This is a genomic window from Photobacterium sp., from assembly GCF_033720175.1.
Lineage (GTDB): Bacteria > Pseudomonadota > Gammaproteobacteria > Enterobacterales > Vibrionaceae > Photobacterium.
Window position 1 is genome coordinate 287,618 of record NZ_JAWWDA010000001.1, and the last position, 14,010, is coordinate 301,627.

General features: G+C 47.3%; 10 protein-coding genes. 7 read left to right on the plus strand and 3 right to left on the minus strand.

All coding sequences use genetic code 11. From position 1 onward, the window contains the following. Positions 1 to 236: 236 nt before the first annotated feature. From glpA to glpC, 3 genes are read left to right on the plus strand one after another with little or no spacing between them, the layout of a single operon-like run. Positions 237 to 1,964 (plus strand): anaerobic glycerol-3-phosphate dehydrogenase subunit A, encoded by a 1,728-nt coding sequence (glpA, locus tag R3289_RS01225; RefSeq protein WP_318923523.1) that lies wholly within the window; start codon positions 237 to 239, stop codon positions 1,962 to 1,964. Continuing rightward, complete coding sequence (glpB, locus tag R3289_RS01230; RefSeq protein WP_318923525.1) at positions 1,961 to 3,319, plus strand: glycerol-3-phosphate dehydrogenase subunit GlpB; 1,359 nt, start codon at positions 1,961 to 1,963, stop codon at positions 3,317 to 3,319. Before glpA ends, glpB begins: the two co-directional genes overlap by 4 nt. Next, entirely contained in the window at positions 3,316 to 4,527 is a 1,212-nt protein-coding gene (gene glpC / locus R3289_RS01235; protein ID WP_318923527.1) for an anaerobic glycerol-3-phosphate dehydrogenase subunit GlpC, read from the plus strand. Before glpB ends, glpC begins: the two co-directional genes overlap by 4 nt. A 73-nt stretch (positions 4,528 to 4,600) precedes the next feature. Here the strand turns inward: glpC and R3289_RS01240 are convergent, their stop codons facing one another. Then, a complete protein-coding gene (locus R3289_RS01240) occupies positions 4,601 to 5,818 on the minus strand; it encodes an MFS transporter (RefSeq protein ID WP_318923528.1) in 1,218 nt (405 codons plus the stop codon). A 139-nt stretch (positions 5,819 to 5,957) separates the two neighbouring features. Between R3289_RS01240 and R3289_RS01245 the strand changes: the two genes are divergently transcribed. The 3 genes from R3289_RS01245 to R3289_RS01255 all read left to right on the plus strand — a co-directional run bounded on the left by R3289_RS01245 (position 5,958) and on the right by R3289_RS01255 (position 10,440). Further along, on the plus strand, positions 5,958 to 6,827 hold the full coding sequence (locus R3289_RS01245) for a LysR family transcriptional regulator (protein WP_318923529.1): 870 nt from the start codon (positions 5,958 to 5,960) through the stop codon (positions 6,825 to 6,827). Positions 6,828 to 7,162: 335 nt separating this feature from the next. After that, positions 7,163 to 8,518, plus strand: a complete 1,356-nt coding sequence (dcuC, locus tag R3289_RS01250; RefSeq protein ID WP_318923531.1) for an anaerobic C4-dicarboxylate transporter DcuC — start codon at positions 7,163 to 7,165, stop codon at positions 8,516 to 8,518. 446 nt (positions 8,519 to 8,964) lie between these two features. Further along, the gene (locus R3289_RS01255) at positions 8,965 to 10,440 is read left to right on the plus strand and encodes a peptide MFS transporter (protein ID WP_318923533.1); all 1,476 of its coding nucleotides are present in this window, start codon (positions 8,965 to 8,967) and stop codon (positions 10,438 to 10,440) included. A 131-nt stretch (positions 10,441 to 10,571) separates the two neighbouring features. Here R3289_RS01255 and R3289_RS01260 read toward each other — a convergent pair whose 3' ends face one another. After that, positions 10,572 to 11,039: a hypothetical protein gene (locus R3289_RS01260; protein WP_318923534.1), complete on the minus strand. Its 468-nt coding sequence runs from the start codon at positions 11,037 to 11,039 to the stop codon at positions 10,572 to 10,574. Positions 11,040 to 11,349: 310 nt separating this feature from the next. Between R3289_RS01260 and R3289_RS01265 the strand changes: the two genes are divergently transcribed. Beyond that, the gene (locus R3289_RS01265) at positions 11,350 to 13,716 is read left to right on the plus strand and encodes a YgiQ family radical SAM protein (RefSeq protein WP_318923536.1); all 2,367 of its coding nucleotides are present in this window, start codon (positions 11,350 to 11,352) and stop codon (positions 13,714 to 13,716) included. 73 nt (positions 13,717 to 13,789) lie between these two features. On the opposite strand, the gene R3289_RS01270 is transcribed toward R3289_RS01265, so the two are convergent. Next, entirely contained in the window at positions 13,790 to 13,945 is a 156-nt protein-coding gene (locus tag R3289_RS01270; protein WP_318923537.1) for a hypothetical protein, read from the minus strand. Positions 13,946 to 14,010: the final 65 nt, after the last annotated feature.

The following is a 14,010-nucleotide window of genomic DNA, read 5'->3' on the forward strand; positions in this document are numbered from 1 at the left end:
CGCTCATAATGTCACTCCTCCTGCCACGTATTAAGCGCTTTAAAGCTCTTTTTTCTGTTCACATGCCTGTTAATTAGCCAACCAACCACCAAATAGCGCGAACGAACACTCGTTCGACCATTTACGTGTAGTAGATCAAATAATTCCTCGCTGAGAAGTGGCATATTTATGCTATACGAAAGGGAATCAAACTGTTCCTGTGTGGGCTGGTTAACAAATAATAAGCGAAAACGAACATGACTAGTTGGTTTGAAACAGACGTCGTTATCATCGGTGGTGGTGCAACCGGAACAGGTATTATGCGTGACTGTGCGTTGCGCGGGATCAAATGTATCCTGATTGAAAGGGATGATCTTGCATCAGGCACCACCGGCCGCAACCATGGCCTGCTTCACTCAGGAGCGCGTTACGCCGTCACGGATGAAGAATCGGCCCGTGAGTGCATTCAGGAAAACCGCATCCTGAAAAAAATCGCCCGCCACTGTGTCGAAGACACCCAGGGATTATTTATATCGCTGCCCGATGATGATCTCGACTTCCAGAAAACCTTCTTATCAGCCTGTACCCGTGCCGATATCAACGTTGATCAACTGAGCCCGGAAGAAGCCCTGCGCTTAGAGCCCAACTGTAACCCTGATTTAATTGGTGCGGTGAAGGTTCCTGATGGCACTATCGACCCCTTTCGTTTAGCGGCATCCAATGTATTGGACGCGGTTGAACACGGTGCGCGCCTGTTTAACCACAGCACTGTCACCGGCTTGATCCGCGAAGGCCATGCCGTAAAAGGCGTGAACTGCCTTAACATGAAAACCGGTGAGCATTTTTCCGTACGGGCCAAACAAGTCATTAACGCTGCCGGGATCTGGGGCCAGCAAATCTGCGAATACGCTGATCTGAACATCAAGATGTTCCCGGCTAAAGGCTCGCTGTTAATTCTGGATTACCGCATCAACAACCTGGTCATTAACCGCTGCCGCAAACCATCCGATGCCGATATTCTTGTTCCTGGCGATACCATCTCACTGATCGGCACCACATCTGAACGTATTGATTACGATAAAATCGATGATCTGCATGTTACCAGTAAAGAAATTGACATTTTATTGGCAGAGGGCGCCAAGTTAGCACCGATTATGGCGAATACCCGCGTGCTTCGGGCTTATGCCGGTGTTCGCCCTCTGGTTGCGGTAGACGGTGATACCAGTGGTCGTAATATCAGCCGCGGTATTGTACTGCTTGACCATGCGGAACGTGACGGCATGGACGGCTTCATCACGATTACCGGCGGAAAATTAATGACCTACCGCATGATGGCGGAATGGGCAACCGATATGGTCGCAACAAAGCTGGGCAATACTCAGCCGTGCATTACTCATGAAAAACCGCTACCGGGTTCTGAACAGGCCCCCAAGGCGATGAAACACACTGCAAGTTTGGCAAAACCAATTTATCAATCGGCTTATTATCGCCATGGCGAACGTGCAGAAAAATTCCTGAAAAACGATAAAAAGAGCCAGGCGGTTATCTGCGAATGCGAAATGGTGACCAGTGGCGAGGTGGAATACGCCATCAAAGAACTGGATGTCCACAACCTGATCGATTTGCGCCGTCGTACTCGCGTCGGTATGGGACCATGTCAGGGGGAGCTGTGCTCTTATCGTGCTGCAGGCCTGTTCTCTGAATACGGCCAGACTTCGGGCACCGAAGCCAGCCACTTACTCAGCGATTTTCTTGAAGAGCGCTGGAAAGGCATCAAGCCGGTATTCTGGGGCGATGCGCTGCGTGAAGGCGAATTTACCTACTGGATTTACGAAGGCCTGTTTGGCGTCAGTGATATTCCGGAACAAAACGACATCCCTGCGCTAACCGAACCGAAGACACCGCGTATTCCGTCAGAGACTAACAACAGCAATATCGGAATTAAAAACAAGAACAATAGCGAAAACAGCGAGGTTGCATCATGAAATTTGATAGCTTGATTATTGGCGGCGGAGTTGCCGGGTTAAGTTGTGCGATCCGCTGTGCAGAAGCCGGACTCAAAACCGCAGTTATCGCGGCAGGCCAAAGTGCATTACACTTTTCTTCGGGCTCTATTGATGTATTAAGCCGACTGCCAAATGGCACACCTGTTTATCAGCCGTTTGCCCAATTCGATGCCCTGAAGGCCCAAAGCCCGAATCATCCTTATAGCAAATTAGGCGAAACTAAAGTGCGCGAAGCACTCACTTGGTATCAGGAGATGATCCAGGCCCGCGGCGTACTGCTGTCTTCTCAGCCCGACGATAGAAACCATCTTCGCCTGACCCCCATGGGCACATTCCGCTCAACCTGGCTATCTCAGCAAACGGTACATCAGTTTCCACTGACCGACACAGCCGGGCAATTGGCCCATATCGCCCTGGTGACCATTGACGGCTTTCGCGATTTCCAGCCGAAGATGGCGGCTGATAACCTGGCCAGGCTGTCACAGTTTAGCGAGGTAAAAATCACCACCGCGGCGGTCGAGTTGCCTGATTTTGACACTATGCAGCGTAATCCTTGCGAATTCCGCTCGATCGATATTTCGCGGGTATTGCGCGACGAAACGAAACTCCATGCTTTTGCCAAATCCTTAATTCAGTCGGTAGGCAAAGCTGATCTGGTGGTGCTTCCTGCCGTATTTGGTAATGGCGATGGTGCAGCAACTATCAAGCTACTAGAAGGATTAACCGGCTTTACGATTTGTGAACTGCCAACCATGCCACCGTCTTTACTCGGTATTCGCCTCGAGGAAGCAATGAAATCTCACTATAAAACGCTAGGAGGTCTTATTCTGCCCGGCGATGAGGTTCAGGGCGGTGATTTTGAAAACGGTAAATTGAAATGTATTTATACCCGTAATCATCGTGATATGCCCCTGATTGCAGAGCACTTTGTTATTGCGACGGGCAGCTTCTTCAGCCGCGGCCTGGCCGCTCAGCGCCTCAATGTAAAAGAACCTGTCTTTGGTCTCGACACTGCCGCCATTCCGGACCGCGACCATTGGTATCAGCCCCAGTTTTTTGCTCAGCAGGCACATCCATTCCTGAAAATGGGTGCCGACTGCAACTCACAATTTCAGGCATCCGTAAATAATCAGACAGTCGAGAACTTATTCTGCGCCGGCGCATTGCTCGCGCATTATGATCCCGTCTTTGAAGGGTGTGGCAGCGGGGTTGCAATCAGTACCGGCTACTGTATCGCCGAACAAATGATCGCAACCGCTACTTTAACGAACCCAACCGACTCTGACACTGAGCAACAACGCCGACAAGAACAACAAGAAAGGACTATCGCATGAGCCTTCTACAAAAAGACACCAGTTTTGACCAGTGCATCAAATGTACCGTTTGTACCGTTTACTGCCCGGTCGCAAAAGCAAATCCACAGTATCCGGGCCCAAAACAGTGCGGTCCTGATGGCGAACGCCTGCGCTTAAAAAGCCCTGATTTTTATGATGAAACCCTGAAGCTCTGCACCAACTGTAAACGTTGTGAAACCGCCTGCCCTTCAGGTGTTAAAATTGGTGACATCATTGCGGTTGCCCGTGACCAACACGCCAAAATACCATTAAACATCAAGACCATTCGTGATTTCGTCTTGAGCCATACCGATCTGATGGGTTCGGTAGCCACACCTTTTGCACCAGTGGTCAATGCCGTCACCAGTCTCAAGCCGGTGAAAAAAATCATGCATAAAACCATCGGGGTACATGATCACAAAAGTCTGCCTAAGTACTCCCATGGTACATTCCGCCGCTGGTACAAACAAAACTGCACCAGTCAGGCGCTGTACCCTCAGCAAGTGCATTATTTCCACGGCTGTTTTGTTAACTATAACCACCCGCAGCTAGGCAAAGACTTTGTCAAAGTGATGAACGCGATGAGTATCGGCGTACAGCTGTTAGATAAAGAAAAATGCTGCGGCGTGCCTTTGATTGCCAATGGTTTTTTCGATAAAGCCAAGAAAAATGCCAAACTGAACATTAAGCACTTTGAAACGGCGATTGAAAAATACGATTCCACCATCCTATCCACCTCATCAACGTGCTCTTTCACGTTACGCGAAGAATATCCGCATGTATTAAAAGTGGATAACACAAATGTGGCCGACAAAATCGAATATGTAACACGCTTTTTATTACGCCACTTCATGAATGGCAATACACCAAAAATGAAGCCCATAAATAAGAAAGTTGTCTATCACACCCCCTGCCATCTGGAGCGAACCGGCGGTAGCCTATATACCATTGAGTTGTTAAAGATGATCCCGGGGCTGGAAGTGCAGGTATTAGACAGCCAGTGTTGCGGCCTTGCCGGTACTTACGGTTTTAAAACCGAAAACTACGAGACTTCAATGGCTATCGGTAAAAATCTGTTTAACCAGATCCGTCAGTCGAGTGCCGATTTTGCCATTACCGATTGTGAAACGTGTAAATGGCAAATCGAAGAGAATACGGCATTAGAGACCATTCACCCTATCTCTCTGCTGGCCATGGCCCTCGCCTAAGCATCAAATCGCAAATAAATAAGGATACCCTCTCATTCATTGCGGCCAGTACTTGCAATGAATGAGACCGGTCTTAAGCTGCTGGCTGAATGCCATCTGACGCGGCTTTTTCTTTGTTATTTTCCAGGCGCTTTAATCGCAAACACAGTACGTAAATCAGGCAATACAAGATCGTTCCTCCCGCCAATACCGCCGACCATGCCCCGTATTGCCAACAGGCGATTAAATAGAAACCACCGAGGCTTCCACCGACATAGTAATGTACCAGGTACAAGGCCGTCGCCGTTGCCTTGGCGGTCTTCGCTTTCTGGCTTACCCAGGCGTACGCCAGTGAGTGGGTAAAAAAGGCACCCGAGCTGATCAGTAATAACCCGATAAGCATGGTATAGAGAGAATCATATACCGCCACCCACATACCCAGAGCGCTGACTGTGGTGCCTAAAATCATGCCGTTAACGGGGCTGTATACCTGGCTCCACCTGCCACTGAATTTTGCGGTTACCGTACCACTTAAATAACAAAGAAAAATCAGCGATGCCAAACTGATCGGTAATGAATAAGGCGGAGCAACTAACCTGAACCCCATGACCGTATATAAATTGACAAACAACGCGAAGTTAACACCGCCAATCAGCATTGCCAGCCATAGTACCGGCTGCTTCAAATGCCGTAACACGCCTTTATTGTGCGCTCGTAACTGGCCCTTCTGTGGCTGGAAGTATTGCTGCTCCGGTAATAAGACATAAACAAGCAGCGCACCGAGAAAACTGAACACCGCCATCCCGATCACTGCCGTTTGCCAGCCCCAGTTTTCAGTCACAATGCCACCAAACAGTCGTCCGGATATCCCCCCCAGCGAGTTCGCACTGATATAACTCCCGACGGCCAGCATTAGTGCCTGGGGTGTAAACTCTTCCGCCATATAAGCCACCGCGACAGCGGCAAATCCGGCCAGCGACACCCCCATTGCCGCCCGGGCTAAGGTCAGCGCCAGCAAACTCTCGGTAAGTAGCATTGTCAGCCCAACCAAAGGCAGCAAGAATAAACTCAGCATCATCACGCGCCGACGCCCGAAAACTTCTGAACTGACCGCCCAAGGCACGAGCGTTACCGCCAGGGCCAAGGTACCGGCGGCTAACAGCCAGTTAACCTGAGTAGCACTCACTGCAAATTTTGCGGCCATTAGCGGCAACATCGGTTGAAACAAATAGAGATTACAAAACACCAGGAAGGAACCCAAGGCAAGAGCAAAGCTGGCACGGCGGTATGCGGGTGTTTTTATTTCAATCATCTTTAAACTACTCAGCAAATAAGGACCAAAAGCACATAAAACAAAGTGCACACTAGTGACAACAAGGAAACGGTAGCAATTGAAGCGCAATAATGAAAATATATAAAAACTATCATGATGATAATTTAAGGTTATAGCTATGGATACTCGCCAATTAACCTATTTCGTCACCCTTGCTGAAACGGCAAACTTCACTCGGGCAGCAGAGCGATTACACATAGCTCAACCCGCCTTAAGTGTTGCAATTAAGAAATTTGAACAGCAACTGGGTTTACTTCTGTTCCATCGCACTGATCGCAAAGTTACGCTGACCCACGAAGGTGAGGTCTTACTCGTGCATGCCCGATGCATATTGCAGCAAATTAACGATGCAAATATTGCCATGGATGAATTGAAAGGATTGGAAAGAGGCGAGGTGCGGTTAGGGGTCCCCAGTATGCTGGGCTCATACTTTTTCCCGGAAATATTAATGGGATTTAAAAGTCAGTATCCCAACCTTAAATTAACCATCGTCGAAGCAGGCACCCAATCAATTCGTAAAATGTTACTGGACGGCGAGCTTGATTTAGGTGTAATCCATAACGTCGATGTGCCAGACAGGCTAGAAACTGAACACCTTATTACTTCGCAAATGGTTGCCGTCGTGGGTGAAGAGCATGAATTAGCCTCACAGTCGCTAATTCATTTCGAAGACTTCTTTAAAGAAGAGCTGGTCATGTTCAAGCCAGGCTATTTCCACCGCGAATTTATTGATCACATCTGCCACACCCATCACTTTACCCCTCAAATAGCCTTTGAAACTAACCTTCTGCCAATGATCCTCAATATTATCAGGCATAATTTCGCGGTCTCTGCTCTCTTAGAACTGGTGACTGAACATGAGACAGGGTTAATTCCCATCCCCTTCGCTGAGCCTGTCTATCTTAATATCGCCATGGCCTGGCGCAAAAATGGTTACCTGTCGCTCGCCGATCGCGCCTTCATGGCATTTGTGAAGAAACATTGCTGATTGATAATCATATTTACATTTAATTATGAAATGCTCTTCCCTTGATTAACATCCTTCTTATCTTATATGGCGTTAGCTGTCATTTGTTTGATTAACAACCAGAAGTAACGATTTCGTTAATTTTTTACAGTTGGCGCGGCAATACTTTTCATTAATGTAGCACTTAATTAACACGCCATAGAAAACCCTGCTTTAGATCATAAGTTAAGTTGATAGCTATCGTATGCTTATATTTTATTAGGTAAATTGCCTAGTCATAATATGTAAGAAAACATTTTGTAAGGTATGGATTTCTTGCATTTTCTGTTTTATTTGTACTTTAAAAGGATATTTTCATGTCGGAGTTATTAATTGGCCTTCTCGTTGCGGGAGGCGTAGGCCGCTACATCTTCAAAGGATACACGGCAACTGGAGTGCTATTAACTGGCGGTATTATCTTGCTCGCTATCACAGCAGTATTAGGTAAGGACGTACTGCCATCTGGCGTAACATCGACAGGAAACGCAGCGACTGACGTTTTCGAATACATTAAGTACCTGTTAATGTATCGTACCGGCGGCCTGGGCATGATGATCATGGTGCTTTGCGGCTTCGCAGCTTATATGACAAAAATTGGTGCCAACGACATGGTCGTGAAAATGGCATCTAAACCATTACGTTTTATTAAATCCCCTTATGTCTTGATGGTCGCGACTTATTTTGTTGCATGCCTGATGTCACTGGCTGTCGCATCTGCAACCGGATTGGGAGTACTTCTCATGGCGACGCTGTTCCCACTCATGGTCAACATGGGGATCAGTCGTGGTGCTGCGGCCGCCATCTGCGCATCACCTGCCGCGCTCATTCTTTCTCCTACTTCCGGTGATGTAATTATCGCAGCAGAAGCCTCTGGTATGGAACTGATTGATTTTGCGTTCAGAACAACACTACCGATCTCCGTACTCGCTATCATTGGTATGGCTGCAGCGCATTTTTTCTGGCAGCGTTACCTCGATGATAAAGAAGGTGTAATCCATGAAAAGCTTGACGTAAGTGAACTGACCGTTGATGCCCCTAAGTTCTTCTGCATCCTGCCATTCACGCCTATCATCGGCGTTTTATTATTCAGCGGAAAATTCCTGCCTGAACTGCATATTGTCACTATTTTGGTTATCTGTATGTTCCTGGCAGCCATTATCGAACTTATCCGCCACCGCAATTCAATAGTGGTGTTTGACGGTCTGGACGCGGCGTATAAAGGGATGGCTGAGGCGTTCTCTAGCGTGGTTATGCTATTAATTGCTGCCGGTGTTTTTGCACAAGGCCTAAAATCTGTTGGCTTCATCGACAATCTGCTACACCTTGCTGAAGCTGCAGGTGCGGGCGGTATTGTTCTCATGATTCTACTGGTTGCTATTACGGCGGTTGCAGCAATCACTACGGGTTCTGGTAATGCACCGTTCTATGCTTTCGTCGAATTGATCCCAAGCCTTGCTGCAAAGATGGGAATTAACCCAGCCTATCTGGTTATTCCAATGCTTCAGGCATCAAACCTTGGCCGTACTGTTTCTCCAGTCTCTGGCGTGGTGGTCGCGTGTTCAGGCATGGCGAAGCTCTCTCCGTTTGAAGTCGCGAAGCGCACTTCTGTTCCTGTGATTGTGGGTATTGTCATTGTTATTGTGGCAACCCAAATCATGGTGCCAATGACATAATCGGTATTATTTAAATAAGCCTTTGATTTAAACATACTTCTGTTTCAAAAAGTTCTAAGCCCGCTGATGCGGGCTTTTTTCTACATTCAACTTGCAGGCTACGCACAGAGCATTAGCCGATAACTGAAAGGTTTCCTTTTTACAGGCATATCACCACTGTACAGTTCCCCCTTGCCACTATTCGATTATAAAAAGTAATCATAACTTTGCCGCAGCGCCATCAAATATAGCTAAAAAAACGACAATGGCACCAATATTACGCATAACCGCCAGAAATAGGATAATAAAAACTCACCCCTATGATTAGATAATCTAACGTGTTGTGTTCGTTTTTTGCGACAAAGAGCTCGAGTTAAGCGGATTTATTAATGTTAATATCAACACGCACTTACAAACACTTACACTTTTTTTATTTACTTTCCTTCCATAAACAAAGAGAGCTAGTTATGTGGAATCGACTTAATAAATCAATGATGGTTTGCCAAATGATGTTTGGCTTATCGTTTTATGGCGTGATGGTAATTTTGACAAGGTTCTTCCTGGAAGACCTTGGGTATAGCGAAGCGGATACCATGATGGTGGTTGGTGCTTTCTCATCGATAGGGCCTCTTTTCGCTATTGCAGGCGGATTCATCGCCGATAAGTTCTTGGGGGCATACCGCTCTCTCACTATCAGCTATTGTGGCTTCGCAATCGGATATACCTTATTGGTGCTTGGTGCCTCTACAACAAATATCTCATTGAGCCTTGTTGGTATCGCGCTGGCCAGTTACTCTCGCGGCCTGATGTCTCCTTCCTATCCAAGCCTGTTTAAGCGTACGTTTTCTAATGAAGAAGACTTCGAGAATGGCTACCCGGTCAACTACTCCGTGAATAATATCGGCGCACTCTTTGGACAATACCTGTTCCCGATGTTCGTTCTGGTTGTTGGATTTAATGGCAGCTTCACCTTGTCGGCATCAATGGCATTCATCGCCTTCATCATTCTGTTTATTTCTCGCAAACCGTTGCTAACCGTCGGCGCTGATATTGATCAACAGCCTGTCAGCCCTAAAAACTGGGCCGCCTTTATCGGCATTTCTATTTCGATGATCGGACTCGTCTTTTTCATGTTCTCCAACATGGATATCGGCCAGAACATTGTCTATGCGATCGGCGCTGCTGCCATCGGATACTTTATTTCATTAATGCTTAAAGCCAAGAAGGCCGATGCACTTAAGATGGGCACCATTCTCATCATGACGGCTCTGACTACCGCCTTCTTCGTATACTACGGGCAGATGATGACGTCGATGACCATGGTAACAATTAACACTATGCGTGGTGATCTGTTCGGATTTATTCCTATTGCCCCAGAAGCTTCAATGGCCATGAATCCATTGTGGTGTATCTTGGGTGGGCCATTAATTGCGATGACATTTTCTTCGCTTGAGAAGCGCAATATCAACTTCTCAACAGCGACTAAAGTAGGCTTTTCATTCATCCTAACCGCTATTGCGTTCGGTATCCTTACCGCTGCCGTTATGAGCATTGGACCAGATGTGATAATTCGTCCTGAAGTATTCCTGGCCATTCACTTCTTCCAGGCACTTGCTGAAGTGATTGTCGGTAGTATGGTTGTCGCCTTCATTCTGTCCGTCGCTCCTAAGCACATTGAGAACTTCTCTGTGAGCCTGTTCTCGGTCGCGATTGCTCTTAGTGGCATTGTTGGTGCCGTATTCTCTACCTCAATCGCGCTAGAGAAAGGCCAGGAGATCACTCAAGAAATCGTGCAAACCGTATATGGCGGCTACTTCAGCACACTAACAATACTGGCTGTTGTGATGGTAGCCGTGGCATTACTGGCCTCTCGCGTTATCCGCGTAATGCTTAAGAGCAGCGAAGAATCACAAGACATGGTGCCTGCACAAGCTGAAGGGTAATCTACCGGCAGCAACCTCGTTGAATTTGAAGTAATAACATTAATTTGGCCTCCTTTTTGGAGGCCTTTTATTTTAAAGCAATAAAATTACCGGACACTATTTTTAATCAGGCGCAATATACCCAAACCACGTCAAGACAATGATTCAGGTAAATGCAACTCACCGCCCGTATGCTCTGCACGTTTCTTGGCGGCAAATCGGTGAGCCGCTATCTCTGCCTTTTCGAGGGTTCTCCATCGCTTTGGCCCAAACCATTTTGTCGTTTCAACAAGATCGTCGTCATACCATCTCACAACGAACGAGGTGTACCCAACAATGGATCCGTCAGGCTGATGATTATGCTGAACAACGGGTTTGACGGTTACCGAGTGGCTCAAACTGCGCATCCGGCGCAACTTACCCTCCTTTATCATTAACCATCGCGTTAATCCCCATATTTCAACCCCCACCTTGTTAACCCATTTGCTTGCAGCATCATAAGGTGATGAATAATTTGATGAAGAGAAGTAGCAAGTTTTGTAGCCTTCATTTTTGTCAACGCATGGCACGCGACCATAAAAAGCATGGACCGCGTTTTTATCTGGAATTACACCATACATAACTCCTCCTCCCCCATTTGAACACACTCACACACCACATCGAACATACCTTAAGAGTATATTGTCATTATACTCAAGATGGTTAATTGCACGTCATTAACGCCGCTACCCGTGCAATAAAATCCTACAGAATTGGTAATTTATGGTGGAGGAGGAAGAAGAATGAACTAAAGCGTTAACCATAATAGAAATCAACCCGCGATCGATTCAGATAACAGCCTTGCTTAAAAATCACTGAATTCTCGCTGAACTCTGCATTTTGAAGTAATTTGAGTATATAATCCCCGCCTCCAAAGACAGAGGTCAGCACATGCACACGAAAGTAACACCAATCAATAGCTATCCAAAGTACTGGGCGGAATGCTACGGAACAGCACCCTTCTTGCCGACGACCCGTGCAGAAATGGATGCTCTCGGCTGGGATAGCTGTGACATTATTATTGTTACTGGTGATGCTTATGTCGACCACCCGAGTTTTGGGATGGCCGTCATCGGGCGCTTACTGGAATCACAAGGGTTCCGCGTAGGAATAATTGCCCAGCCAAAATGGGATAACAAAGACGCTTTCATGGCGCTGGGACAGCCTAACCTGTTCTTTGGTATCACCGCCGGTAACATGGACTCAATGATCAACCGCTACACCGCAGACCGCAAACTTCGCCACGATGATGCATACACACCGAACAACGAAGGCGGCAAACGTCCTGACCGTGCGGTACTTGTCTATTCTCAGCGCTGTCGTGAAGCATATAAAGAAACGCCTATCGTATTGGGGGGGATTGAAGCCAGCCTTCGCCGCTTAAGCCATTACGACTACTGGTCAGATAAAGTGCGTCGCTCGGTAATTTTTGATGCCAAAGCAGATATTCTGCTGTTCGGCAATGCGGAGCGTGCTTTGGTAGAAGTCGCGCATCGCCTTGCAAATGGCGAAACACTTGAAGAAATGAAGCGTATCCCTGGCACCGCCGTCATGTTGAAAGAAGCGCCTGAAGGTTTACGTGAAATAGATTCATCTCGTATCGAAAAGCCCGGCAAAGCCATGCCGATGCTCAATCCGTATGCGACAGAATCCGTCTGTGAAACGAATAAAACAGAAGAGCAACCGGTGGCTCAACCCATCACCATCACGCCTTCTCGCCACGATCCTAAAAATAGTTTTGTTCGTCTGCCGTCATATGAAAAGCTGCGTAACGACCGTATCTTGTATGCGCATGCCAGCCGCGTGATGCACCTTGAAGCCAACCCATATTCCGCGCGCGCACTGATTCAAAAACATGGCGATCGTGAATTATGGGTCAATACCCCGCCGATCCCGCTGACGACCGAAGAGATGGACTACGTATTTGGCCTTCCTTATGCGCGAGTCCCACACCCTTCATACGGCAAAGCAAAGATTCCGGCTTATGACATGATCAAGACTTCGGTCAACATCATGCGCGGCTGTTTTGGTGGTTGTTCATTCTGTTCAATTACCGAACATGAAGGCCGTATTATTCAAAACCGCTCTCAAGAATCCATCATTGAAGAGCTAAAAGATATCCGCGATAAAGTACCGGGCTTCACGGGTACGATTTCAGATCTCGGTGGCCCAACGGCAAATATGTATCGCTTGGGTTGTTCAGATCCGCGCGCGGAAGCAAACTGCCGTCGCCCGTCTTGTATTTTCCCTGAGATCTGTAAAAAGCTCGATACCGATCATAGGCACACGATCGATCTTTATCGTAACGCCCGTAAGGTTGATGGGATCAAGAAGATACTGATTGCCTCTGGCGTACGTTATGACTTAGCGGTTGAATCGCCAGAATACGTGCGTGAGCTAGTAACGCATCATGTTGGCGGCTACCTGAAGATTGCCCCTGAGCATACCGAGAAAGGCACGCTTGATCTGATGATGAAGCCAGGCATGGGAACCTATGATCGCTTTAAAAACATGTTTGAGAAATACAGTAAGGATGCCGGTAAGAAACAATACCTGATCCCTTACTTCATTTCGGCACACCCGGGCTCGACCAATGAAGACATGTTGAATCTGGCGCTTTGGCTGAAGAAAAACGAATTTGAATGTGATCAGGTTCAGAACTTCTATCCATCACCGATGTGTAATGCTACGTCGATGTATCACTCTGAAACGAACCCGCTAAAGCGGGTTAAATACAAAAAACGTGAAGACTTGTTTGTCGCAAAAGGTGAACGTCAACGCCGCGTTCATAAGGCCCTTCTGCGCTATCATGATCCGGCTAACTGGCCAATTATTCGTGATGCCTTGATCGATATGGGGAAAAAGCACCTTATCGGTGACAAACCAAACTGTCTGGTGCCAGAGGAAGGCTGCGAAGCCGAAATAACACCGGCTCAACGCCGTGGCTCTGGCCGACATGGTGCTAAACGCTTTGCGACCAAGCACCCTAACCAGCCGGATATTCGAAAAGACGGCAAACGCCCTGCTGCTGGCAGTTCGGGTAGCAATACCCCTAATGGTCACAAGCCTAAATCAGGCGGCAAACCAGGCGCCAAGTCAGAGAACCGTAATGGTGCCGGTGAAAATGCAAACCGCGGTGGCAGTAATAATAAAGGGGGCAGTAATAACGGTAACCGCCCTAGCCGCCCAGGTAAGCCCGCATCGACCCGTCAAGGTCAAGGTGGACAACCTAACCGCAGCCGCGTGAAAGCACGCTAGCCGTTTAGTCGTAATAACTCTCAACAATGCCTCCTCGCTGGAGGCATTTTTATATCCGTAAGATCAAGCTACTTCAACGAAACAATTCAAAGGCCATTAGCAGCAGCACGGCTGCGCCGAAAGCAATAGCAAAACCTATGAATACTGTTTTCTGTACTTTCTCGTCTAAATACTTCGTCGCTAAAAAGCCGAATGCTAATAGCAGAAAAATAACCGCAATCTTTAGCATAATAGTTTCATCTCAAACATCCGATATATAGATTTTACCATGATCCAAAAATGACGCCTTGCATA